Source organism: Nocardiopsis sp. NPDC050513 (genome assembly GCF_044457925.1).
GTDB lineage: Bacteria > Actinomycetota > Actinomycetes > Streptosporangiales > Streptosporangiaceae > Nocardiopsis.
The window spans coordinates 77,567-100,572 of record NZ_JBITHK010000010.1; the positions used below are offsets into that span (position 1 = coordinate 77,567).

The 23,006-nt window shown below is 74.8% G+C and carries 20 protein-coding genes; 10 read left to right on the forward strand and 10 right to left on the reverse strand.

The window, feature by feature from the left end; translation table 11 throughout:
- Positions 1 to 178: 178 nt before the first annotated feature.
- From ACIBFB_RS18905 to ACIBFB_RS18915, 3 genes are all read left to right on the forward strand, one after another.
- Positions 179 to 751: a pyridoxamine 5'-phosphate oxidase family protein gene (locus ACIBFB_RS18905; RefSeq protein ID WP_397231776.1), complete on the forward strand. Its 573-nt coding sequence runs from the start codon at positions 179 to 181 to the stop codon at positions 749 to 751.
- Positions 752 to 963: 212 nt separating this feature from the next.
- Entirely contained in the window at positions 964 to 3,276 is a 2,313-nt protein-coding gene (locus ACIBFB_RS18910) for a DUF6351 family protein (protein WP_397231778.1), read from the forward strand.
- Between the two features lie 436 nt (positions 3,277 to 3,712).
- Entirely contained in the window at positions 3,713 to 4,999 is a 1,287-nt protein-coding gene (locus ACIBFB_RS18915; RefSeq protein ID WP_397231780.1) for a hypothetical protein, read from the forward strand.
- A gap of 70 nt (positions 5,000 to 5,069) precedes the next feature.
- Here ACIBFB_RS18915 and ACIBFB_RS18920 read toward each other — a convergent pair whose 3' ends face one another.
- On the reverse strand, positions 5,070 to 5,861 hold the full coding sequence (locus tag ACIBFB_RS18920; protein WP_397231782.1) for an MBL fold metallo-hydrolase: 792 nt from the start codon (positions 5,859 to 5,861) through the stop codon (positions 5,070 to 5,072).
- Between the two features lie 122 nt (positions 5,862 to 5,983).
- Between ACIBFB_RS18920 and ACIBFB_RS18925 the strand changes: the two genes are divergently transcribed.
- Positions 5,984 to 6,580, forward strand: a complete 597-nt coding sequence (locus tag ACIBFB_RS18925) for a CGNR zinc finger domain-containing protein (protein ID WP_397231784.1) — start codon at positions 5,984 to 5,986, stop codon at positions 6,578 to 6,580.
- Between the two features lie 25 nt (positions 6,581 to 6,605).
- Here the strand turns inward: ACIBFB_RS18925 and ACIBFB_RS18930 are convergent, their stop codons facing one another.
- Complete coding sequence (locus ACIBFB_RS18930) at positions 6,606 to 7,172, reverse strand: ArsR/SmtB family transcription factor (RefSeq protein ID WP_397231786.1); 567 nt, start codon at positions 7,170 to 7,172, stop codon at positions 6,606 to 6,608.
- Positions 7,173 to 7,260: 88 nt separating this feature from the next.
- Here ACIBFB_RS18930 and ACIBFB_RS18935 point away from each other — a divergent pair, with 88 nt between their 5' ends.
- Positions 7,261 to 8,526 carry an MFS transporter gene (locus ACIBFB_RS18935; RefSeq protein ID WP_397231789.1) on the forward strand — a complete coding sequence of 422 codons (1,266 nt, stop codon included), beginning with the start codon at positions 7,261 to 7,263 and terminating at the stop codon, positions 8,524 to 8,526.
- 7 nt (positions 8,527 to 8,533) lie between these two features.
- Here the strand turns inward: ACIBFB_RS18935 and ACIBFB_RS18940 are convergent, their stop codons facing one another.
- From ACIBFB_RS18940 to ACIBFB_RS18950, 3 genes are read right to left on the reverse strand one after another with little or no spacing between them, the layout of a single operon-like run.
- Positions 8,534 to 10,048, reverse strand: coding sequence for a hypothetical protein (locus ACIBFB_RS18940; RefSeq protein WP_397231791.1), 1,515 nt, complete (start codon positions 10,046 to 10,048; stop codon positions 8,534 to 8,536).
- The gene (locus tag ACIBFB_RS18945; protein ID WP_397231793.1) at positions 10,045 to 10,905 is read right to left on the reverse strand and encodes an ABC transporter ATP-binding protein; all 861 of its coding nucleotides are present in this window, start codon (positions 10,903 to 10,905) and stop codon (positions 10,045 to 10,047) included. The genes ACIBFB_RS18940 and ACIBFB_RS18945 overlap by 4 nt, the downstream gene beginning before the upstream one ends.
- Positions 10,906 to 10,927: 22 nt before the next feature.
- A complete protein-coding gene (locus ACIBFB_RS18950; protein WP_397231795.1) occupies positions 10,928 to 11,500 on the reverse strand; it encodes a TetR family transcriptional regulator in 573 nt (190 codons plus the stop codon).
- A gap of 105 nt (positions 11,501 to 11,605) precedes the next feature.
- Here ACIBFB_RS18950 and ACIBFB_RS18955 point away from each other — a divergent pair, with 105 nt between their 5' ends.
- The 4 genes from ACIBFB_RS18955 (at position 11,606) to ACIBFB_RS18970 (ending at position 15,548) form a co-directional block, all read left to right on the forward strand.
- Entirely contained in the window at positions 11,606 to 12,502 is an 897-nt protein-coding gene (locus tag ACIBFB_RS18955; RefSeq protein ID WP_397231797.1) for an aminoglycoside phosphotransferase family protein, read from the forward strand.
- A gap of 639 nt (positions 12,503 to 13,141) precedes the next feature.
- Positions 13,142 to 13,867, forward strand: a complete 726-nt coding sequence (locus ACIBFB_RS18960) for a response regulator (protein ID WP_397231799.1) — start codon at positions 13,142 to 13,144, stop codon at positions 13,865 to 13,867.
- A 178-nt stretch (positions 13,868 to 14,045) separates the two neighbouring features.
- Entirely contained in the window at positions 14,046 to 14,693 is a 648-nt protein-coding gene (locus tag ACIBFB_RS18965) for a hypothetical protein (RefSeq protein WP_397231801.1), read from the forward strand.
- A gap of 168 nt (positions 14,694 to 14,861) precedes the next feature.
- A complete protein-coding gene (locus ACIBFB_RS18970; RefSeq protein WP_397231803.1) occupies positions 14,862 to 15,548 on the forward strand; it encodes a sulfotransferase family protein in 687 nt (228 codons plus the stop codon).
- Between the two features lie 19 nt (positions 15,549 to 15,567).
- On the opposite strand, the gene ACIBFB_RS18975 is transcribed toward ACIBFB_RS18970, so the two are convergent.
- Positions 15,568 to 16,269 carry a class I SAM-dependent DNA methyltransferase gene (locus ACIBFB_RS18975; protein ID WP_397231805.1) on the reverse strand — a complete coding sequence of 234 codons (702 nt, stop codon included), beginning with the start codon at positions 16,267 to 16,269 and terminating at the stop codon, positions 15,568 to 15,570.
- Between the two features lie 477 nt (positions 16,270 to 16,746).
- On the opposite strand from ACIBFB_RS18975, the gene erm reads away from it, so the two are divergent.
- Complete coding sequence (gene erm / locus ACIBFB_RS18980) at positions 16,747 to 17,547, forward strand: ErmE/ErmH/ErmO/ErmR family 23S rRNA (adenine(2058)-N(6))-methyltransferase (protein WP_397231807.1); 801 nt, start codon at positions 16,747 to 16,749, stop codon at positions 17,545 to 17,547.
- Between the two features lie 4 nt (positions 17,548 to 17,551).
- Here the strand turns inward: erm and ACIBFB_RS18985 are convergent, their stop codons facing one another.
- From ACIBFB_RS18985 to ACIBFB_RS19000, 4 genes are all read right to left on the reverse strand, one after another.
- Positions 17,552 to 18,412: an alpha/beta fold hydrolase gene (locus ACIBFB_RS18985; RefSeq protein ID WP_397231809.1), complete on the reverse strand. Its 861-nt coding sequence runs from the start codon at positions 18,410 to 18,412 to the stop codon at positions 17,552 to 17,554.
- Between the two features lie 62 nt (positions 18,413 to 18,474).
- On the reverse strand, positions 18,475 to 20,247 hold the full coding sequence (gene treZ, locus ACIBFB_RS18990) for a malto-oligosyltrehalose trehalohydrolase (protein ID WP_397231811.1): 1,773 nt from the start codon (positions 20,245 to 20,247) through the stop codon (positions 18,475 to 18,477).
- Between the two features lie 30 nt (positions 20,248 to 20,277).
- Entirely contained in the window at positions 20,278 to 21,192 is a 915-nt protein-coding gene (locus ACIBFB_RS18995) for a putative RNA methyltransferase (RefSeq protein ID WP_397231813.1), read from the reverse strand.
- Positions 21,193 to 21,304: 112 nt separating this feature from the next.
- Complete coding sequence (locus ACIBFB_RS19000; RefSeq protein ID WP_397231815.1) at positions 21,305 to 22,915, reverse strand: protein kinase; 1,611 nt, start codon at positions 22,913 to 22,915, stop codon at positions 21,305 to 21,307.
- Positions 22,916 to 23,006 lie beyond the last annotated feature (91 nt).

Sequence of the window (23,006 nt, forward strand, 5' to 3'; positions counted from 1 at the left end):
CGGGCCCCCACGGGCCGCGCCCCGGGAAGGACGCCCGCCCTCCGTTTGGGCCGGGCGTCCGACCGGGTACGCGGTCAGTGGGGGCCTTCGCCGTCACCACCGTGGAGCCGCGCCTTCGGGCTCCGACCGGCGCGCACGGCGGAGGAGGAGCCGAAGGCACCATCTCAGGGGGCTCGTGATGGAAGGAACACGCGGGGCGGGCGCGGATTCCCGGGGTCGGGGGGCGGCCACGACGCCGACCTCCCCGCCGGAGCAGCGCCAGGCCACCGACATCATGGAGGGGACGGCCCGGCTCGGAGAGGCGGACGAGCTCCTGACGGGAGCCGACCTCGCCGAGGGCGACGCCAAGGCCAGCTTCACCGTCCTGGAGCGGCAGACCTGCTTCAACCTGCTGGCCTCGCACAACATCGGCCGCGTGGCCTTCACCATCGAAGGCGACGCCGCGCCGACGGTCCTGCCGGTGAACTACCTCATGACGGGCGACACGATCGTGTTCCGGTCGACACTGGCCGGGACCATCATGCGCCACGGGCGCGGATACGCCTCGTTCCAGGTCGACCGCTTCGACGAGGAGCGCCGCGAGGGGTGGAGCGTGCTGACCTCCGGCCGGTGCCGGTGGGTCCGCGACCCCGGGGAGCTCTCCCGGCTGCCGCAGGGACGCATGCCCCAGCCGTGGGCGGCCGGGCCGCGCGACCAGGTCCTGAAGATCACCCCGGCCCGGGTCAGCGGGCGAAGGATCGCCAGGTCGTGACGGTCGCCTGACCGGACTCCGCCGGCGCACCGCCGACACCGGCGCTGACCGGCCTCCGGCGGTCCGGGGGCCGGTGTCCGCGTGCGCACCGCGGGGCGCGGTGTTCGATTCGCCCCGGTTCGGGGTATCCGAGGCGTCATGGGAGTGCAAAGCCCGTCTCATCCCCGGTGTGTTCCCTCCGCCCGGGTTGACCGGGTGGACACGATCGGGGCGTGCGTGAGCGATCCCCAGCGGCCCCCGGCCGCGGCACCCGCGACCGAACCGGCCCCAGAGCGCCCGTGGTGACACCGCGCTGCAGACGCGCCCTCGTCGGCGCCGGAGCCGCCCTCTGCGCCGCCGTGTTCACCGTCTCCGGGGCCCCGCCCACCTCCCAGACCGCCTTCGAGGCCTCCGCCGCCGTCCTGCCCCCGTCCGCGGCCCCCGCGGTCCCGCCGCCCGCCCCGGACAGAGCGGGTCGGCCGACGCTGCAGGTGCTCTCCTCCCGGGCCGACGCGGTCATGGGCGGCACCGCCCTGGTCCGGGTCGGCCTGCCGTCCGGCGCCGACCCCGGCCGGGCCCGGCTGACGGTCGACGGCCGGGACGTCACCGACGCCCTCGCGACGGTGCACCTGGAGGGCGCCGGCCCCGCTCTGGAGGGTGTGGTCGCCGACCTGCCCGACGGGCGCGCCACCCTGGTGGCGGCGCTGCGCGGACGGCGGACGCGGCTCGCGGTCACCAACCACCCGGCGTCGGGACCGGTGTTCTCCGGGCCGCACGAGACGCCGTTCGCGTGCGGCACCGACGACTTCGGCCTGCACGGCGGCGGAACACTCGGCCCCCCTCTCGACGGGGACTGTTCGGCCCCCGCCGTGGTCCGGCACATGTACCGGACCACGGGTGGCGCGTGGGCCGCGATGCCCGACCCCGACCGCGTCCCCGGCGACGCCGCGCGGACCGCCACCTCCACAGGCGCCGAGGTGCCCTTCACGGTGCGGGTGGAGACCGGGACCGCCAACCGGGCGATCTACGAGACGGCGGTGCTGTTCACCCCGGGCGCCGACGGGCCCGACCCGTGGCACGCGCCCGAGGGCTGGAACCGGCGGCTGGTGTACAAGTTCGGCGGCGGCTGCAAGGGCGGCTGGTTCGTGCAGGGCACGCGCACGGCCGGGGTGCTCGACGCCGGGATGCTCTCCCAGGGGTACGCGGTCGCCTCCGCCACGCTCAACGTGTTCGGGTTCAACTGCAACGACCTGCTCGCCGCCGAGACCATGGCGGCGGTCCGCGAGCGCTTCGTCCTGGCCCACGGCTCCCCCGACCTCACACTCGGCTGGGGGTCCTCCGGCGGCGCGTACCAGGCCCACCAGATCGCCGACAACTATCCGGGGCTGCTGGACGGCGTCGTGGTCTCCCAGAGCTTCCCCGACGCACTGACCTCGCTCGTCCCGGCCGCGGCCGACGCGCTGCTGCTCGACGCCTACGCCAGCACACATCCCGACGCGCTCACCCGCGACCAGCGGCTGGCGGTCTCGGGGTTCCCGACGTGGCGGAGCCTCAGGCGCATGGCCAGGGAGGCGGTGCGGATCGATCCCCGGGGCGTGTGCCGGGCGGAGGTGCCCGAGGAACTGCGCTACCACCCCGGGCGCAACCCCCGCGGCGCCCGCTGCGAGCTGTTCGCCCACACGGTCAACGTGTACGGCGCCGACCCGGACACCGGCCTGCCCCGGCGTCCGCTGGACAACGTCGGCGTGCAGTACGGGCTCGGGGCGCTGCTGGACGGGACGATCGGCGTCGACGAGTTCCTGCACCTGAACGAGCACGTCGGCGGGCTCGACGCCGACGGTCACGTGGTGGCCGCGCGGACCGGGGCCGATCCCGCCGCGACCGAGGCCGCCTACCGCACCGGTCGACTGCTCAACGGCGGCGGGGGGCTGTCGCGCATCCCGATCGTGGACCACCGCACCTACACCGACGACTCCCCGGGCGGGGACGTGCACATGCGCTACCACTCGTTCGCCACCCGCGAGCGGCTGCGCGCGGCCAACGGCGCCGTCGACAACCACGTGATGCTGGTCGAGGAGCGGGGGTCGGGCGGGTTCTCGGCGTCGGCCCCGGTGGCCGGTCGGGCGCTGAGGGAGCTGGACGCCTGGGCGACGGGGGTTCTGGAGCGGCGTCGGCGCGCCCCGGACCGGCCCGCCATGGACCACGTCCGCGCCGCGCGGCCCGCGTGGCTGACCGACGCGTGCTGGGTGGGGGACGGGCCCCGGCGGCGGGTGGTCGCCGAGCAGCTGCCCCTGGGAACCGGCAGCGGCGACACGTGCGCCGAGGCCTTCCCGACGCACTCCTCGCCGCGCATGGTCGCGGGCGCGCCGGTGGCCTCGGACGTGATCCGGTGCCGCCGGGTGCCCTTCGACGCCGACGCGCACCCGGTCGAGTTCACGCCGGAGCAGGCCGAGCGCGCGGCGCGGGTGTTCGCGGACGGGGTGTGCGACTGGTCGGCGCCCGGTGAGGGGCAGCAGGGGCTGGCGGGGACCTGGCTGCGGTTCTGACCCGCGCCCGTATCCGAGCTACGGCAGGACCGAAACCGGGGCGCGCGGACGGGACGAACCTGGCACATGCCGTGGCGCACGCGATTCCCGACACCGTTTCCGGGGTGAGCGGAACGGACTTCTCCCGAAACCGCCCGAACCCGTGTTCGGACCGCTACGTTGTGTCCCGAAAAGAATTCGAGCCCGGTCGGCGCTACCAACACCGATCCCGGGCTCTGACCACCTGTCCTGTCTATCCCTCAGGAAGGCGACTGCCGTGCAGTCTACTGCCCCCTGCCCGGTTACCGAGGCCAAACCCCAGAAACGAACAAGCCCGGTCGGTGCTACCAACACCGATCCGGGCTCTGACCACCTGTCCTGCACAACCAGGAAGGCGGCTGCGATGCAGTCTACTCTCCCCTGCCCCACCCCCCGTGCCGAATCCCCGGATTCGACCGTGCCCCTCGGCCCCCGCAAGCGCGACCTGGGCGTCATGCGCGGCGTCGGGTTCATTCCGCTGCTGTGGATCTCGCGCGCCATGCACGAGGGTCTGATCCCCGGCCGCCGCGCGCTCCCGGTCGCCATCGCCATCGCCAACGCGGTGGACGCCGACGGCCGCTGGTGCTTCCTGACCCGTGAGTCCCTCGTGGTGCGCTGCGGAGGGATGGCGAGCCGGTCCACGGTCGGGCGCGCCCTGGACGACCTCGTCGACGCCGGACTCATCCGACGACTGTCGCGGTCCCAGGTGCGTGCCTTCTTCGCTGAGGACCTGGCCGCCGGCACCCGGTCGGCGGACCGGCTCCCCGAGGTCCTGGAACTGCTGATCCCCGCCAGCGTGTTCGCCGAACCGACGCTGGCGGAGATCAACGACGTTCGCGCGCGCCTGGCGGAGGATCCCGTCGACGCGGCCACCCGCCCCTATCCGCGGGGGCGGACGACAGGTCAGATCGACACCCCGCGCGTTCAGACTGACGTGCCCGACACGTCAGATCGACACACAGACCTTTACCCCAACCACCCCTACCCCAGCGACCCTTCTCCGTCCGTCCGGGGGCCGGTGCCCGAGGAACCGGCGCTGCCCCAGATCGCGCGCATCCCCGACGCGGCGCTGGGCAACCCGGCCGCCGACCGGGCGGCTCTGGACCGCGCGGCCCGCAAGGTCCTCGACGAGGGCCTGGCGGCCGACGAACTCGCCGCCGTGCTCAGGGACGCCACCACAGCCCGCCGTCCCTTCCCCGCGCTCCTGCGCCGCCTCGGCAGCCCCGAGGACGCGCGAGCCTTCCTCGACGGGCGGCTCGGGCGCGGCGTCCGCGGGAACCCGCCCTCCCCGTTCGCGGGCGTCCCCCTCCCCCGGTCCGGGGACCACCCCGACCCCTTCGCCCGGCCGCCGGAGTTCCTGGTGGACGCGGCCGGGACCGCGCCCCGCACGTGCCCCGACCACCCCGCGATCCGCAACGTCCCCGGCGGCACGTGCCGTCTGTGCGAGCGCCCCTGCCGCACGGTCCCCGGCGAGCTGATGCACCCGCCCGCGCCGGCCAAGCCTCCACCGCCGGAACCGCCGGTGGAGGACGTGGCGATCGACCCCGCGCTGCTGGAGCGTGCGCGCGCCTCGCTCGACCGGGGAAAGCGCCGACCGTCCGCGCCGCCGCCGCATCCACCGGCGCCCGCCCCGGCCCGGCGCGAGGCCGTGGCCGAGGCGCGCCGACGCCTGGCGGAGGCGCGCACACCGCAGTCCGTGCGGTGAGCCCCCGGCGGCCGGGAGCACGGCCGAGACCGCGCCCGCCGCGGCGGGCGGCGTCTCGGTCCCGGCGGGGTCAGCCGCGGGTGCCCCAGTCCAGCCGGTCGGCCAGTCCGGCCTTCTCGAAGGCGACCTCCAGGTCCGCACGGCCCTCCGTGAAGTGGGCCCAGCCCTCGTAGTGGACCGGCACCACCTGTCGGGCGCCGAGGATGCGGCTCGCCTCGGCGGCCTGGGCGCTGTCGAGGACGAGGGTCCCGCCGCCGAAGAGGACGTCGGACCGGGGAGCGCCCGCGAACAGCACGACGGTGTCGACCGGGGCGAACCGCTCGGCGATCTCGCGGACCCGGTCGAGGGAGGCGTTGTCGCCGCTGACGTAGACGGTGGGCAGTCCCTCTCCGGTCAGGACGAAGCCGACGACCTGCCCGACGATCGGTTCGACCTCCTCGCGCGGAGCCGGGCCGTGCACGGCCGGGACAGCGGTCACCGTGACCGTGCCGCCGCCGGGGCGCTCCAGCTCGACCGGCTCCCAGTCCGCCAGACCCGTGGCCTTCGCCCCGAGGCGCTCACCGCCGCCGGTGGTGGTGAGGGTGAGCGGGATGTCGGCGAGCAGGGCGCGACCGGAGACGTCGAGGTTGTCGATGTGCTCGTCGTGGGAGAGCAGCACCACGTCCACGCGGCCGAGGTCGGCGGGCGCGCCCGGGGCGGGTGCGGTCTTGGTGAGGGTCATACCGGCCGGGGTCGGGTAGTCGCCGGGGTCGTCGAAGGTCGGGTCGGTCAGGAAGCGCAGGCCGCCGTACTCGAACAGGGCGGTCGGACCGCCGAAGACGCGGACGGGAACGCGGGCGGTCGTCGTGGAGGACGAGGACATGGAGGAAGCTCCTCACGGATAGTGGTCTTGTTAACCGTGATGAGAGCGTAGATGAGTCTCACGGTTGTTGGCAAGTGCAAACGTGAGAATCACGTTTGGTCGAACGTCGTACCATGACACCCATGGAAGACACCACCGCCATGCCCGAGGTGCCGCCCGCACCGGGCGAGGAGCAGTACCGCTCCCTCGCCCTCGTCAACACCGTCATCGCACTTCCGGGCGGGCGCTTCATCGACCTCCTGGGCACCGTCCCGGCGGCGAAGCAGTGGATGGTCGAGCGCGACCTGGCCCCGGTGGACACCGACATGCGGGAGATGTGCGCGTCGCAGCTGCGCTCGCTCCGTGAGCAGATCAGGGCGCTGTTCGCCTCGCGCACCGACGGACTGCCCGCCCTGCCCATCGCGCTGAGCGCCGTCAACGACGCGCTGACCCGTGTCCCCACCGCGCCTCTGCTGCTGTGGGACGACAGCACGGGCCCCTACCGCGCCACCCCCCACCCCACCAACCAGATCCTCGACCACGCCCTGGCGACCCTCGCCGCCGACGCCGCCGCCCTGCTCACGAGTCCGGACGCCGAACGCCTCACCGCCTGCGGTTCGAGCCCCTGCAACCGGTACCTGGTCCGGCACGGCCGCCGGCACTGGTGCTCGACCCGGTGCGGCGACCGCGCCCGCGCGGCCCGCGCCTACGCCCGGCGCTCCCGGTCCGGGACGGACTGAGGCGCTCGCGCCGGACGGCCGCGGGTCAGGACTCGGCGGGCCGGTGCAGAACGAACATCCCGGCGTACGGGGGCCGGTCGCGGCGCTCGTCGTCGGTGGCGACGAACTCGTCCAGGACGGCGACGATGCGCCGGTCCAGCTCGGCGACGTCCTCGTCGGACAGGTGTAGGACGAACCGGGCGAACGCGCGCACCGACTCCGGTCCGGCCTCGTCCAACTCCTCCTGGAAGGCGGCCAGGGGCGCGGTGGCGGGCGCGCCGCCGGACTCGTCCTCGGTGTCGGAGAGCGAGAGCCACCAGGTCTCGCCCGTGGACCGGTAGGGTTTCTCCAGCGCGCCGCTGGCGCCGGTGCGCACGGGCGCGGCGACGAGCAGGCCCGCGTCGACCAGCTGGCGGACGTGGTAGAGCACCGTGCCCGGGGTGGTGCCGAGCCGGTCGGCGAGCTCCTTGTTGGTCAGCTCGCGGTGCAGGCACAGCCGCAGGATCCGCACGCGCAGCGGGTGCGCCAGGGCCTTGGCCTCGCGGACGGTCGCCGGACGCCGCCGACGCCTCCCCGCGGGAACCGGGCCGTTCCCGTTCTCCAGCTCAGCCATGGCGACAGCCTAACGAACGGCGGCGGGGGCGGGAGCTCCGTCCAGCACGGCGATTGAGTTTTATCAATCGATCAGTCATTCTCGACGCATGTCCGATGACACCCCCCTGCGACCGGACCCGGCCCCCGGTACGGCGTCGCCGGTCCCGAGCGCGCGCTTCGGCTTCCTGCTGACCTCGTCCGGGCTGTCCAACCTGGCCGACGGCGTGCTCAAGACCGCCCTGCCGCTGGCCGCCCTGGCCCACACCGACGCACCCGCGCTCGTCGCGGGCGTGACCCTCGCGCTGGGCCTGCCCTGGCTGCTGCTGGCCCTGCCCGCCGGGGCGCTCGCCGACCGCGTCGACCGGCGCGCCGCCATGCTCGGCGCCAACGTCGCGCGCGCGACGCTCCTGGGCCTCCTGGCCGCGCTGCTGGCCCTGGACACCGGATCGATCGCGGTGCTGTACGCCCTGGCGTTCTGCGTGGGCGCCGCCGAGACCGTGTACGACACATCCGCCCAGTCGATCCTGCCGCAGGTGGTCCCACGTCATCGGCTCTCCCGCGCCAACGGGAGCCTGCACGCGGTCGAACTCACCGCCCACCAGTTCGTCGGCCCTCCGCTGGGCGGCCTGCTGGTGGCGCTGGGCGTGGCGTCGGCGTTCGCCGTCCCCGCAGCGCTCTGGCTCGCGGCCGTGGGCGCGCTGCTGCTCGTGCGCGGCCGGTTCCGGGTCGAACGCCGCGCCCGCACGACCCTGCGGGCCGACATCGCCGAGGGGCTGCGCTTCCTGTGGCGGCACCGCCTGCTGCGTGTGTTCGCGGTGCTGGTGGGCGTGTCCAACCTGGCCACCAGCGCCGCGTTCGCGGTCTTCGTGCTGTTCGCGGTCGGCCCCGACTCCCCGATGGGCCTGACCGAGCCCGCCTACGGTCTGCTGCTGACCGCCACGGCGGCAGGGAGTCTCGTCGGCTCGCTGACGGCCGACCGCGTGGAGGGGCTGCTCGGCCGGGCCTGGGCGCTGCGCCTGTCCGTCGCGGGCTTCGGCGCGCTCGTGGGCGTGCCCGCCCTGACGTCGGACCCGTTCCTGGTGGGCGCGGGGTTCCTCGTCGGGGGCGCGAGCATCGCCGTGTGGAACGTGGTGACGGTGTCGCTGCGCCAGCGTGTCACGCCGGACGGCCTGCTGGGCCGGGTCAACAGCGCCTACCGGCTGGTCGCCTGGGGCACCATGCCCGTGGGCGCGGCTCTCGGCGGTCTGCTCGCCGAACTCGTGGGGCTGCGCGCGGTGTTCGCGGCCATGGCGCTGCTCATGGTCGTACCCCTGGTGGCCCTGGTGCGCGTGGACGAGGCCGCCCTGTCCGGGGCCCCGCCGGACCGGGGCTGAGCGCCCGTCAACCGTCGACCGCCGCGCGCGCCCACCGCCACGCGCCCGCGACCAGCAGCACGCCCGCCGCGGTCGCGCACAGCCCGCCGGGCACGGCCGGCGCAAGACCGTAGGCGGGCAGGGCCGCCAGCGGCCAGGTCACCGGCAGCGGCAGCAGGGACCAGGCCCAGGGCTGGGGGAGCACCCAGACCGCCACGGGCGCCAGGACGAAGAGCACGCCCGCGCCCTTGAGCACGACCAGGGCGCGCACCCGGTCCCGGGCGGTCGCCACCACCGCCAGCGCCAGGGCGGCGGCCAGGAGTCCCGCGGCCGGAACCGCGCCGACCACCGACCGCGCACCGCCGTCGACCAGCCCGCTGAGCGGCAGCGCGACCGCGAGCTGCACCGCCGTCAGCCCGGCGGCGGCCGCGGCGCGGCAGGTGAGGTAGGCGCCCGTCCCCAGCGGGGAGGCCGCCCACAGGGCCAGCGTGCCCCGTTCCCGGTCCTCGACCGCGCGCAACGCCACCACCGACCCGGCCATCATCGGCACGTGCAGCAGGACCAGGGCCGCCAGGAGCACCGGCCGCCACGCCGCCACGTCGGCACCGGCCAGCAGCGGAACACGCGACACGAGCGGCAGGCCCGCGCGCAGCCCCAGGGCCACCACGACCGGCCCGGCCAGCAGCGCCCACACCATGCCGTCGGAGGCCGCGCCGCGCAGGTCCGCCCACGCGAGCACCCGCGCGGGGCGCCCCCTCGCCCGGGGACCGCGGGCACGGCGCGCATCCCCGCGGGCACGGCTCCACGGCGGCCGGGCCCCCTCGACCGTGCGCGCCCGTACCAGGGCCCGCCGTGCCCACAGGCAGGCCCCGGCCGTCGCGAGCGCGGCGACCGCGGCCAGCGCCGGGACCGCCGTTCCCGACAGGGACACGGCTCCCGGGTCCAGCCCCCAGCGCACCACCGTGTGGGCGGCCGTGGTCGGCACGGCGTACAGGAGCGGATGGTCGGCCACGCCCACTGCCACCAGCAGCGGCGGGGCCAGCAGCGGCCCCAGGCACAGGGGCACGGCGACCATCAGGTCGGCGAGGTTCCGCGCGGACGCGCACGCGGCCACCGACACCGCGCACAGCAGCGCGGCGAGCAGGGCCGTGCCCGCGACGGCCACGACCGCGCCGGCGAGGCCGCCGACGGGACGCGCCGCGGCCGTGATCGGCACCGCCGCCACCGCTCCGAGCACGGTGAACGCCACCAGCCGGGCGGCCAGGTACTCCCCCGCGCCCAAGGGGCTCACCGCCAGCGCCGCCCACGCCCCGCTGGTGCGCTCGCCGAGCATGAGGACCGCGACGAACAGCACGCCGAACCCGGCGGTGTCCAGGAACAGCAGCAGCCCGGCGACCGTGCGGCCCGGCGCCTCGGGGAGCGCGAGCACGACGGCGGCCCACACCAGCGCCAGTGCCGCGACCGCGACCGCCGTGCCCTGCCTGGTGTGGGTGCGCGCCTCCAGGGCCAGCGCGGCCCGGGGCCGCCGGAGTGCGCCGGTCACGGCTCCCGTCCCATCCGCCGACCGGTGACGCGGGCGAAGACGTCGTCGAGCGCGGCCTCGCGGCTGTGCACGGTCTCCACGTGCGCCCCGGCGATCCCCAGCGGTTCGGCCAGGCCCTCCAGCGGCAGTTCCCGGCGCTCCAGCCGCCCGTTCCTGCGAAACTCCACGACGACGCCCGGGTTCCCGTGCGCGAGCCGCAGCCGCCGGGGACTGTCCACGGCGGCGATGCGTCCGTCGACGACGAAGGCGATCCGGTCGCAGACGCGTTCGGCGGTGAGCATGTCGTGCGTGGTGACGAGGACCGTGGTCCCCTGGCGGGCCCGGTCCCTCAGCACCTCGCGGACGCGTTCGGCCCGGACCGGGTCCAGTCCGCTGGTGGGTTCGTCCGCCAGGAGCAGGTCGGGCCGGTTGACCAGTGCCCGGGCCAGGTTGAGGCGGACGAGCATGCCCTTGGAGTACTCGGCGGTCCTGCGGTCGGCGGCCTCGGCCAGGTCCAGCAGTTCCAGGAGTTCCCCGGGGTCCTCCGTCGGCCCGCGGTACAGGGCGGCGACGACGGCGAGGTCCTCCCGGGCGGTCAGGGCGGGCAGGCGCGCGGGGAGTTCGAAGGCGACGCCGATCCGCTCGAAGAAGTCCCGGTCGCGGCCCCGGCCCACGGGGGCTCCGAGGACGTCGACGGTTCCGCCGAACCGGCGGATCCGCCGGGTCAGGACCCGGTGGACGGTGGACTTCCCGGCTCCGGAGGGGCCGAGGAGGCCGAAGACCTCGCCCCGTTCGACGGTGAAGTCCATGCCGTCCACGGCGGGGGCGGACGCCCCGCGGTAGCGGACGGTGAGGCCGCGCACGTGGATCGCGCTCACGGCTGCCGCCTTTCTGCCCCGGTCAGGGCGTGGGAGGGCGCAGGGCCGCGAGGGCTTCGTCGACCATGCTGGGGAGGGCTTCGGTGGGGCCGTCCTCGGCCCAGGTGGTGACGGTCGTGGTGAGCACGGCCGTGCAGGCGGCCGCGATGGCACGGGTCGCCAGGGGGACGGGCCCGGGCGTCGACCCGTGCAGGACCTCCTCCAGGAGCCGTTGGGTGGCGACCTGGTTCTCCCAGACGCGGGCGCGCAGGCTCGGCGCCGAGAGCATCAGGTGCGTGCGGTCGCGGGCGGTCTCCAGCGCGGCCGTGTCGAGGTGGGTGAAGGCCTCGGCGAGGCCCAGGCGGACGCGGTCGACCGGGTCGGCCTCGGTCCTGGCGGCGACGTACCGCGCGATCAGCGGGTCGTAGTCGTCGCGCAGGACGACGTCCTCCTTGGTGGGGAAGTACCGGAAGAACGTCGTGTGGGAGACCCCCGCGGCGGCGGCGACGCGCTCCACGGTGACCTGGTCGTAGCCGTGCCTCGCGAACAGGTCCAGGGCGGTCTCCTGGATCCTCGCCCGGGTCCGCGCCCGCTTGTCCGCCCGCCAGTCCGACATCCGCCCTCCAAGATGTTAGTGGCTAACATGTTATTAGCTAACACCTTAGGGGACAAGGCCGGAAAGCGGATGCGCCGACCCCCGCGACCCACCACACTGGTCGCCATGGACGGCATCCCGGGCGGCCCGCCCGACGAGGAGATCCTCTACGGCGGCAACGTCTCCGACCGGGTGGTGCGCGTGGGGCGCACGGTGCGCAAACCCTGGACCCGCTCCTCCCCCGCCGTCGGCGCGCTGCTGACCCACCTGAACGCGCACGGATACGAAGCCGCTCCCGCGTGGTTCGGCCGCGACGACGAGGGCCGCCAGTGTCTGGAGTTCGCGCCCGGCACGACCGCCGACCGCCTGCCGCCGATGACCTCAACCGAACTGGGCCGACTCGGCGCTCTCATCCGCGGGCTGCACGACCTCACCGCCGACCTCCCGCTCCACGCGGAGTGGGACGTGGCCGTGGCGCCCCAACACCAGGAGATCGTGTGCCACCACGACCTGGGCCCTTGGAACCTCGTCCGCGCACCGGGCCCCGAGCCCCGGCCGGACTCCGCGGCCGACGACGGAGCGCCGGACGGCACGGGCGGGGACGGACCGGCGGGAGCGATGAAGGCCGCGGGTGAGGTCCGCCCGCGTGAGCGCTGGACCTTCATCGACTGGGACGCCTCCGGACCGGGTACCCGCATGGGCGACCTGGGCTACGCCGCCCACGGGTTCGTGCCGCTGCACGCGGGCGGCTCACCCGCACGCGACGCCGCACGGCTGCGCGCGCTCGCCGACGGTTACGGCTGCGACGACGCCCAGCGCCGCGCGCTGCCCGGCGCGATCCTGCACGAGGTGCGCGGCATGCACGACCTGCTGGTGGAGGGGGCCCGGACCGGCCGCCAGCCGTGGGCGCGCCTGCACGCGGAGGGCCACGCCGACCACTGGGGCCCGGCGGCCGACTACGTCCGGCGGCACCGCGACGTGTGGCTGGCCGCGCTGACCGCGCCCGCCGCCCGGGGAGCGTGACGCCCGCGCGGCGTTCGCCCCACCGAAGGACCCGATCCCGCGGCTCCGGTCCCACACGCGGAGGAGCCCGAAAAACCGCGGTCTTCACGCCGTCGGTGGAAGCATGGGAACACCCAAGGAAAGAGAGACCGCTCAATGAGTCGCATCTCACTCCCCCGGTCGGAAAAACGATTCCATCCCCACCTCGACAGCGGTTGGACCTGCATGTTCTGCAACTATCTGAATCGTCCCGGGACGATGGAATGCGAGAACCCGTTCTTCTGCAGAGGCCGGGACGGCGACGGGGCGCGGTCGGCGCACGCCCCGAGCGCCAGGCGTCCCCGACGCGGAGCGGGACCGCGACTTCCGTAGAGAACACCATTTTCGGTCAGCACCAAAACGGGCATCATTACTATCCCTCACGAAGAGGAGAGCAGCGCGCGAGTGCGCGAATCCCCCTCTTTGTGCCCGTTTCCTGATGACATGACCGGGGTACCGCCAGGTAGGTTCGCTCGATTCCTCCGTAGACCGCGAGAAGCCTGCCTAAAGTGGAAAGTCCCTTCCTGAGGTGGTGCGTTCCCCACCGCCGGGCCACACCGGGCGCAGGCGGGGGACGTGGAACCTCTCCCAGGTCTGTCATGCGCGAGAAAGGCCACTGACGTGAGTCCGCACCCCCCGAGCCCCCCACCCCCGACCCGGGCCGCGGCGGAACCCCTCGCTCCGTCCGCCCCCATCCGCGTCCTCGTCGTGGACGACCACGCCCTGTTCCGGCGGGGCCTGGTGTCGGTCCTGGACGTGGAGCTGGACATCGACGTGGTCAGCGAGGCCGGAGACGGCGAGGAGGCGGTCCACCTCGCCGCCCAGCACCACCCCGACGTCATCCTCATGGACGTGCGCATGCCCCAGGTCGGCGGCATCGACGCCTGCTCACGCATCCGTGAGGCACTGCCAGGGGTCAAGTTCATCATGCTGACCATGAGCGACGAGGAGGTCGACCTCTTCGACGCGCTCAAGGCGGGCGCCACGGGTTACCTGCTCAAGGAGATCGGGGTCACCGACATCGCGGGCGCCGTCCGCGCCATCGCCTCGGGCCGCTCCTTCGTGAACCCGGTGATGGCCACCAAGCTCATCGGGGAGTTCGCCGAGCTGGCCAAACAGGAGAGCGCCCCGCGCAGCGCCCCTCCCCTGCCCCAGCTGACGCCACGGGAGACCGAGGTGCTCAAGCTGCTGGCGCGCTCGCTCAACAACCGGGAGATCGGCACGCGTCTGTTCATCACGGAGAACACCGTGAAGAACCACGTCCGCAACATCCTGGAGAAACTCCAGGTGCACTCGCGCACCGAGGCCGCGATCTACGCCGTGCGCGCCGAGTACGTCCAGAGCTGAGCGTCCGCACCGGTGACCCGCGTCGCTCACGCGTTTCCCCGGGACCGCCGTATCCCGGCGGTCGTGGACCACCAGCCGGACGCCCCGGTCTTGCGGCCGGGGAGCGGGCGCGCGATGATCGCGGGCGATCGAGGGAGCGCCGTCCCGCGGGCGGCATCGGTGTGGAGGGAACACGGGCATGGCCGAGAACCGAGTGAGCGTGGAACTGGGCGACCACCCGCTGACAGCGGCGACGCTGGAGCGGTTCCCCTGGGCGCGGGGCCAACGTCCCCATGTCAGGGCCGAGCTCAACGAGGTCGTGTCGCAGGCCGAGCACACGAGGGCGCGGTGGTCGGCCGCGAGGAACGCCCTCGGGTCGCAGCTGTCGCGCCTGGAGCGGTCCGCGCCCGCCGCGGCCGGGGAGGCACGGGCCCTCGTCGCGGAGGTCCGCGCCCTGCTCGCCGACGCGCACGGACCTGACGCGATCGCCGAATACGCGGCGGCGGGACGGATGAGTCCGGGGAGGCGGGTCGGCGAGCTGGCCAGGGGCGCCCGACCCGCGAACATGCGCGCGCTGGAGGCGATCGGCGCCATGCGCGCCGGGAACGCGAAGCTGGCGGGCCATTGCCGGGCGATGGAGCAGCTTCTCGACCGCCTCGCCGCGGCCCGGGACGACGGATCAGGGCGGGGAGGGAGGCCGGACGCCCCGGGCGCGGTGCGCACGGTCACGAGCACCGACCACCCGGGCGCGGGCCGGGGAGCGAAGCGCACCTCCCAGGCGGCGAGCGCACGGCGCGGGGACACCGGCGGAACGCGGCGGCTCAGCGGCGGTCGCGGGATCGGGTGACGGGGCGGGGCGGTGTCACGGCCGTGTCCCGAGACGGCATGGGCGGCGTCACCCGCGTCCCGGAGCCCCGCCGGGCCGCACGCAAAGTCGCGGGGTACTCTCTCCACGTGATCAGGTGACCCGATCGCAGTACGACCGTTCCCCGGCCCCCTGGAGATGGAGAGAACGATGCTGCAGGTGATCGGCGCGGGCTTCCCGCGCACAGGTACCAGTTCGATGAAGGCGGCGCTGGAGCGGCTCGGCTTCGCCCCCTGCCACCACATGTTCGAGGTGTTCTCCTCCGCGGAGCTGGCCCGCCGCTGGGCCGGTGTCGCGGCGGCGCCCGCCGACGCGGACTGGGCGCACGTGCTGGAGGGGTGGCGCTCCGGGACCGACTGGCCGCTGTCCTTCTTCTGGCGGGAGCTGGCCGAGGCCCACCCCGACGCCAAGGTCCTGCTCACCGTGCGGGACCCGCACCGGTGGTACGCGAGCATGCGGGAAACGGTCCTGCGACCGCGCCGGTGGTTCGAGAACGGAGAGGTCCCGCCCGGAGCCGCCCACCTGAGGGACCTCAGGCCGTTGTTCGACCTCATGTGGACCACGCACTTCGGGCACGGGGCGGAGCACGTTCCGGACGAGGCGACCGCCGTCGCGGCGTTCGAGCGGCACAACGCGCAGGTGGAGGCGACGATCCCGGCCGACCGGCTGCTGGTCTACCGGGTCGGCGAGGGCTGGGACCGGCTCTGCGCGTTCCTCGGCGTCGACGTCCCGGACACCCCGTTCCCCCACCTGAACGACACGGCCTCGTTCCAACGCTTCCAGGAGCAGGCCGAACGCGGGGAGATGCCGGTCTTCCCCGGCGCGTCGACCGGCTGACCCGCCCCCGAGCCCGGCTTCACGCGGGCTTGCTCCAGACCATGGCGGCCGAGATCGGGTGGCCGCGGAACCGTTTCCACGTGGGCTTGGCCGCCACCCAGGTGTCGTCCACCGTGGCCTCGGCCAGCTCCGCCAGCGTCCACCCGGCGGCCATGGCCGCGCGCGTGTGGTCGCTGAGCAGGTGCAGGTGGGTGCTGATCGCCACGTCCTCACCGGAGGCGTCGGTGAAGTGGGTGGGCATGCCCGAGACCATGATGAACTGCGGGTGGTAGGCGACCAGCACCAGGGCGCCGCCGGGCGCGGCGATCCGCCAGGCCTCGGCGTAGTAGGGGGCGAGGTCGGGCAGGTGCTCGTCGATGAGTGAGGAGATCACCAGGTCGTAGCCGCCGCCCGGCAGACCGGTGTCGCGCACGTCCCCCCGGGCCAGGGTGGTGTGCGCGCCGCGCCTGCGGGCCAGGCCGAGCATCCCCTCGCTGAGGTCGACACCGTCCACGTGCGGCACGCCTCTGGCGCGCAGCCACGCCCCGGTGCGGCCCGTTCCGCAGCCCAGGTCGGCGGCGCGGGCCACGCCGGACCAGTCGGGCCGGGTGAGCCCGTCGAGGAGGGCCAGGTCCATGGCGTCCAGGACGGAGTCCTCGTAAGTGCTCGACCAGCCGTCGTAGCCCCGGGCCACGTCGACGGTGCGGTAGTGGCGGGTGTCGAAGTCCGCGAAGTTCGGCATGCCGCGAGTATGTCGTGGCCGGAGAGGGACCCGCCACCGCATTTCCAGGCCTGTGGAAAACCTGTTGCCCGCCGTGGCGGCGTCCTCCTACGGTGGGCGCATGGCCAGCTTCCACGCGATCGTGAACCAGGTCCAGTCCTGGTCCGCGAGCGCCCACGACCTCGTCATCCGTCCCCGGTCCGGGTCCCTGGACCGCTAGGACGCCTTCCGCGAGCCGCCGGACACGGCGGCTCCGTCCGACGGGGACCGCCCGCCGCCCCGCCCCGGCGCCGACGTGCCCGCACGTGCGCGCGCCGCCGTGTCGGGATGCCGGGCTCCCTCTGTCATGCGCGTGTGCCGGTCCAGGTCCAGTCCCGTCCCCGAACCGTTTCGGACGGGCCGCCCGGACCTCTTCTCCTCTCTGCGTGGGCACCTCGCCGCGCCCGTCCGTGCCGCCCGTCCACGTCCGCCACGCGCGTGGCTGGATCGGACCCTTCCATGGCACGTACGACACGTCCGCGTCCCGGCTCCCCCGCTGACCGCCGCCGCCGCTTCTCCCAGAACTTCCTGGCCGACCCCGGAGCCGCCCGGCACGTGGTCCGGGTCTCCGGGGTGACCTCCGACGACCTGGTGGTCGAGGTGGGCCCCGGCGAAGGCGCCCTCACCCGCTTCCTCGCCCCGGCGGCACGGCGGGTGATCGCCTACGAGATCGACCGCCGTCTGGCCGAGCGCCTGGCCGCTCGCTACCGCGACCCCGACCGGGGCGTGCGGGTGGTGTGCGCGGACTTCACGCGCGCCCGACCGCCGCGCGGCCCGTTCGCCGTGGTCGGCAACATCCCCTACGCCCGCACCGCCGACATCGTCCGCTGGTGCCTCGACGCGCCGGGCCTGACCTCGGCCACGCTGGTCACCCAGCTGGAGTACGCGCGCAAGCGCACCGGCGCCTACGGACGCTGGACCCGGTTGACGGTGCTGACCTGGCCGGAGTGGTCGTGGACGCTGGCCGGGCGGATCGATCGGCGCCGGTTCCGGCCGGTCCCCCGGGTCGACTCCGGGGTGCTGACGCTCCGGCGCAGGTCCGAGCCGCTGCTGCCGCCGGAACGGAGGGGCGCCTACCGCCGGACGGTCGAGCTGGGGTTCGGCGGCGCGGGCGGGTCGCTGGGGGCCTCGCTGCGCCGCGCCCACCCCGCGCGGAGGGTGGACGCGGCGCTGCGTACGGCCGGGGTCGCCCGGGCAACGCCCGTCGGTCTGGTGACGCCCGACCAGTGGCTGGCGCTCTTCACCGTGCTGGAGGCGTAGGCGCTCAGGCGAGGAAGTCCAGGAGGGCGGCGGTCAGTTCGGCCGGCGCGTCCTCCTGGACCAGGTGCCCGGCGCCCGTCAGGGGATGCAGCCGGGCCCCCGGGATGGCGGCGGCCAGCCGTTCACCGCGTTCGATGGGCAGCCAGGTGTCCTCGCGGCCCCAGACGACGAGCACCGGCAGGTCGAGGTCGGCGTAGGCGTCCTCGACCTCGGCGGTGTACCGCTCGTCGGCCTGGGCGATCTGGCGGTAGAAGGCGGGCTGTCCGTCGGCGCCGAGCCAGGGCCGGGTGAGGGCGTCGAGGACCTCGGCGCGCGGCTCGTGGTGCGCCGCCGTGGCGATGTAGGCGCGGACCAGGGCCTCGTGCAGGTGGGGCGGGAGCGCGGCGAACACGTCGGCCTGGGCGTTGACCAGGCGGAAGAAGTCGCTGCCCCAGGGTCGCACGCTCACCGCGTCGATCAGGGCGAGGCGGTCGTAGGCCACGCCGTCGAGCAGGGCGGTGCGCAGGGCCACGGCGCCGCCGAAGTCGTGCGCGACCACCCGGGGCCGCTCCAGCCCCCAGTGGTCGAGCAGCGCGGTGAACGCCCGCTGCTGCGCGGCCAGGGACACGTCCTGGCCGTCGGACTTCGCGGACGTCCCGTACCCGGGCATGTCCCACGCGTACACGGTGTGGTGCGGCGCGAGCGCGCGGGCCACGTGCCGCCACACGTAGGAGGAGAACGGGGTGCCGTGCAGGAGGACGACGGGGGCGCCCTCGCCGAGCCTGGTCCAGCGCACCGTACCGTTCGGGGCGTCGAAGCGTTCGTCGAGGTGCCACGCGGTGTCGGTCACGGTCGCCGTCCTCCCTCTCGCACGGGACGGTTCCATCCCGTCGGATCATCGGTCGACCGAAGCGTACACGCCGCCGACGACGGCGGCGCGGGGCCGGGTCAGACGCGGAGCACCGCGAAGGACTCACCCGGCAGGGTCACCGCGGCGCCGGTGGCCTTGGGCTCGCCGGTGGCGAGCAGCACCTCGCGCGGCGGCGCGTCCAGTTCGACGGAGGCGTCGGCGTCGGCGAGGTTGCACACCAGGCGCAGGGACCCGCGGACCAGGGTGATCTGGCGACCGTCGCCGCTGGCCCGCACGCCGCAGCGGTCCAGGCGGGGGTCGGCGAGGTCGGGTTCGGCGCGGCGCAGGGCGATGAGGGAGCGGTGGGTGTCCAGAACGCGGCGGTGCGGCTCCCGGGCCCGCTGGTCCCAGTCCAGGACGGCCGCGTCGCGGGTGGCCGGGTCCATCGGGTCGGGGATCTCCCCGTGCGCCCATCCCAGGTCGGCGAACTCGCGGCGCCGGCCCCGGCGGACCGCCTCGGCGAGCTCGGGGTCGTCGAAGGAGGCGAAGAACGGCCACGGGGTGGTGGCCGCCCACTCCTCGCCCATGAACAGCATGGGTGTGTAGGGCGAGCACAGGACGAGCGCGGCCCCGCAGCACAGCAGCCCCGGCGACACGTACGAACCCATGCGGTCGCCGCGCGCGCGGTTGCCGATCTGGTCGTGGGTGCTCAGGTAGGCGAGGAAGCGGCTGCCGGGCACGCTCGCGGTGTCGACCGGCGCTCCGTGCGTGCGGCGGCGGAAGGAGGAGTAGGTGCCCGCGTGCCAGAAGACGCGGCGCAGGACCGCGGGCAGCACGTCGGGACCGGCGAAGTCGGCGTAGTAGCCGTGGGTCTCCCCGGACAGGGCGGTGTGCAGGGCGTGGTGGAGGTCGTCGGACCACTGCGCGGCCATCCCGAGGCCGCCCGCCTCCCGGGCCAGGACGGTGCGCGGGTCGTTGCGGTCGGACTCGGCGATCAGGGACAGCGGGCGGCCCAGGGCGGTGGCGAGCGCGTCGACCTCCGCCGACAGCTCGGCCAGCAGGTGGGTGGCGCGGTCGTCGCGCAGGGCGTGGACGGCGTCCAGACGCAGCCCGTCGAGGTGGAAGTGGCGCAGCCAGTCGAGGCAGTTGTCGACGACCAGGCGGCGGACGGGGTCGGAGTGGGGTCCGTCGAGGTTGAGCGAGGGGCCCCAGGCGGTCTCGCCGTTGAAGTAGGGGCCGAACCGGGGCAGGTAGGCGCCGGAGGGGCCGAGGTGGTTGTGCACGACGTCCAGGAGGACGGCGAGGCCGCGCGCGTGGCAGGCGTCGACGAGGGTCTTGAGGGCGTCGGGGCCGCCGTAGGGGTGGTGGACGGCCGACCACAGCACCCCGTCGTAGCCCCAGCCGTGGGCGCCGTCGAAGGCGTTGACCGGCATGAGTCCGACGTGGGTCACGCCGAGGTCGACGAGGTGGTCGAGGCGGTCGACGGCGGCGGTGAGCGTGCCCTGGGGGGTGAAGGTTCCCGTGTGCAGTTCGTAGAGCACCGCGCCGGGCAGGGGGCGGCCGGTCCACGCGGCGTCCGTCCAGGGGAAGGCGGCGTGGTCGTAGACGCGGCTGGGGGCGTGGACGCCCTCGGGTTGCCAGCGCGAGCGCGGGTCGGGAAGGACCTCGGGCGCGTCGTCGAGCAGGTAGCCGTAGTCGGTGCCGGGTCCGGCGCCGTCGACGTGGGCGGACCACCATCCGTGGGCGTCACGGCGCATGAGGTGGTCGGTGCCGTCGGCGCGGAGGCGGACGCGGTCGGCGTGGGGCGCCCAGACGGCGAAGTCGCCGTGGACGCCGAGCCTTGGGCTGGTGGAGGTGTCCCGTTCGCTCACGCCGGGTGGCCTACCCGGCACCGGACGTTCTCACCCCTGGCCAGCGGATTCCTCCACTGGCCGGGGCCGGTAGACGTGGACGCGTACCGAGGCGGTGACGGACGTCGGCTCGGGCAGGGAGTCGACGCGGGCGCGGAGGTCGCCGGCGGCGATGTGGCGGGCGCTGGGTCCCATGCCGACGACGGTGGTCACGTCGTCGCGGCTCAGGTCCATGGTGAAGCGGACCTCGCTCTCCCCGGCGGGCGTGAAGTGGCCGTGCAGGCCCTCGGCCAGGCGCTCGTCCTTGCGGGGGTCGACGTCGAGCAGGCCCAGCGGTGCGCGCAGTCCGGCGAGGTGGTCGGGCGCGGGGGTGACGACGACCAGGACGCCGTCGGGGCGCAGGACCCGGTGGAACTCGGCGGCGGAGCGCGGCGCGAACACGTTGAGCAGGGCGTCGACGGCGCCGGTGCGCAGCGGCAGGGCGCGCCAGGCGTCGGCGGTGACGGCCCCGCCGCGCGGGTGGGCGCGGGCGGCGCGGCGGGCGGCGAACTTGGAGACGTCGAGGGTGAGGCCGACGGCGTCGGGCAGTGCGGTCAGGACCTGGGCGAGGTAGTGGCCGGTGCCGCCGCCGACGTCGGCGACCAGTGGCGCGGGACGGTCGCCGAGTGCGCGGGCGAGGGTGTCGGCCAGGGCGCGGCCGATCGCGTCGTAGTGTCCGGCGTGCTGGAAGCGGAGCCGGTCGGCGACCATCTCCTTGCTGTCCCCGGTGCCGGGCGGTGTGGCGCCTGTGAGCAGGCTGGCGTACCCCTCCCGGGCGACGTTGAAGCAGTGGCCGGCGGCGCACTCCAGGCCGCGCGGGCCGGGCCGCAGGGCGGTGCCGCACGTCGGGCAGGCCAGGGCCGTGGCGACGGCGTCGGGCATGCGCAGCCTGGGGCCGGTGCGGTGCGGGGTGTCGGTGGGCGCCATGATCGCTCCAGCCTACCGATGCGTCCGTCCGTGCCCGGACCGGTGACCGGCGGCTCCGCGCGCGCGAGGGGCCGGGGGCCACCGGACCGGCGGCTCCCGCCCGGCGACGGGGTCAGGCTGGTCGGAAGGAGGCGATCGCCTGGTCGCGCCACTCGGCGTCCCGCGTCCACACGTCCTCGTTCGCGGCCCAGGCCAGCGTGCAGTGCTCCCCTGGAACGACAGCGATGTTGCGCGTCAGGAAGTGCCGACCGGGCTCGCCGAAGCTGAAGGTGAACTCCCAGTCGGCCGCCGAGTGGAAGGAGGTCCGGGAGGTGACGTCCTCCACCCGGATCCGCTCGTAGCCGGGGAAGCGGTTCTCCGCGACGGAGGCCCGCTCCTGCTCCAGCACGTGCGCGTACTCGTCGTCGGTGGGATGGGGGGTCAGGTCGATCTGGAGGAAGGCGTCGCTGGCCGGCGAGTCGTAGTAGACGCCGACGCCATCGGTCCGCCGGATCCACCCGTCCGGCACCAGGACGGCGAACCCCTCGGGGTCATGGGTCCAGGTCATCCCCGGGGCGGCGGGCTCGTCGCCGGTGCCCGCGACCTCCTCGGCGGACCCGGTCTGCGACGTCTCCTCGGAGGAGGACGGCGTCTGGTCGTCCTGTCCCGCCGCGACGGGCCCGGCCCCGTCGTCCCCCCAGGGGACGGCGACCACGACCGCGGCCGCGACCACCAGGGCGGCGAGCCCCAGCGTGAGCACCACCGCGGGCCAGGACAGGCGTCGCTCCCGCGTGGCAGGGGCGGCGAAGGGCTCCCCGCCCGGCACGGGGGCGGTTCCGGTGGGGAACGCACCCGGAGCCGCGTGGGGTCCCCCGCCAGGCATGGGAACCGTTCCCGTGGGGGGTGCACCCGGGGTCGCCGGGGCGTCCTCGCCCCTGGCCGCGGCCTCCAGCAGGAGGCGGCAGGCGGCGGCGTCCATCCGCCGTGCCGGGTCCTTGACCAGCAGGCCCCGGACGGCCTCGCCGAGCGTCCCGGGCAGGACGTGGGGAGGTTCGGCGGTGGTGACGGCGTGCAGGGTCGCGGGGACGCTGTCACGGCGGAACGGCGAGACGCCCGTGGCCGCGTGGTAGAGGGTGGCGCCCAGGGACCACAGATCACCCGCGGGACTGGCCGGGGCGGAGGAGAGGCGTTCGGGGGCCAGGTAGGCGGGCGAGCCCATCACACCGGCGGTCTGGGTCACCGAGGCGGAGTCGGAGATCGCGGCGATGCCGAAATCGGTGAGCACCACGCGCCCGGTGTCGGTGGCCATGACGTTCCCGGGTTTGACGTCGCGGTGCGTGATGCCCTGGGCGTGCGCGGCCCCCAGCGCGTCGAGCAGGTCCAGTCCCCAGGCGGCCGCCCGCCGGGCCGGTACCGGCCCCTCCCGTCCGACCAGGCGGTGCAGTGATTCGCCGGTGAGGAACTCCATGACGATCCAGGGTCGGCCGTCCTCCTCCAGGATGTCGTGCACGGTGACGATGCTGGGGTGCTGGCCCATCGCGATGGCCTGCGCCTCCCGGCGCGCGCGGGCCGCCGTCCGGGCGCGGTCGTCCTCGTCCAGCCCGGGCCCCAGCAGGATCTCCTTGACCGCGACGGTCCGGTTGAGCTCGGTGTCGCGCGCCCGCCAGACCCGCCCCATCCCGCCGCGGCCCACCTCGGCCAGCAGCTCGTAGCGTTCGCGCAGCACGGTGCGGGACTCGGTCACGGGGGCTCCTGTGTGGGGAGGGGAACGAAGGACCCGGAGGGGGAAGGGTGCGGGGGCTGGGTTTCCGGGGCCCAGTGTACGGAGGACTCCC

Coding starts and splice junctions, on each gene's coding strand:
- ACIBFB_RS18930 (WP_397231786.1), bottom strand. CDS start 7,172: ATGGCTGAGCTGGAGAACGGGAACGGCCCGGTTCCCGCGGGGAGGCGT.
- ACIBFB_RS18970 (WP_397231803.1), top strand. CDS start 14,862: ATGCTGCAGGTGATCGGCGCGGGCTTCCCGCGCACAGGTACCAGTTCG.
- ACIBFB_RS18965 (WP_397231801.1), top strand. CDS start 14,046: ATGGCCGAGAACCGAGTGAGCGTGGAACTGGGCGACCACCCGCTGACA.
- ACIBFB_RS18920 (WP_397231782.1), bottom strand. CDS start 5,861: ATGTCCTCGTCCTCCACGACGACCGCCCGCGTTCCCGTCCGCGTCTTC.
- ACIBFB_RS18955 (WP_397231797.1), top strand. CDS start 11,606: ATGGACGGCATCCCGGGCGGCCCGCCCGACGAGGAGATCCTCTACGGC.
- ACIBFB_RS18905 (WP_397231776.1), top strand. CDS start 179: ATGGAAGGAACACGCGGGGCGGGCGCGGATTCCCGGGGTCGGGGGGCG.
- ACIBFB_RS18935 (WP_397231789.1), top strand. CDS start 7,261: ATGTCCGATGACACCCCCCTGCGACCGGACCCGGCCCCCGGTACGGCG.
- ACIBFB_RS18975 (WP_397231805.1), bottom strand. CDS start 16,269: ATGCCGAACTTCGCGGACTTCGACACCCGCCACTACCGCACCGTCGAC.
- ACIBFB_RS18950 (WP_397231795.1), bottom strand. CDS start 11,500: ATGTCGGACTGGCGGGCGGACAAGCGGGCGCGGACCCGGGCGAGGATC.
- ACIBFB_RS18985 (WP_397231809.1), bottom strand. CDS start 18,412: ATGGAACCGTCCCGTGCGAGAGGGAGGACGGCGACCGTGACCGACACC.
- ACIBFB_RS18925 (WP_397231784.1), top strand. CDS start 5,984: ATGGAAGACACCACCGCCATGCCCGAGGTGCCGCCCGCACCGGGCGAG.
- ACIBFB_RS18995 (WP_397231813.1), bottom strand. CDS start 21,192: ATGGCGCCCACCGACACCCCGCACCGCACCGGCCCCAGGCTGCGCATG.
- erm (WP_397231807.1), top strand. CDS start 16,747: ATGGCACGTACGACACGTCCGCGTCCCGGCTCCCCCGCTGACCGCCGC.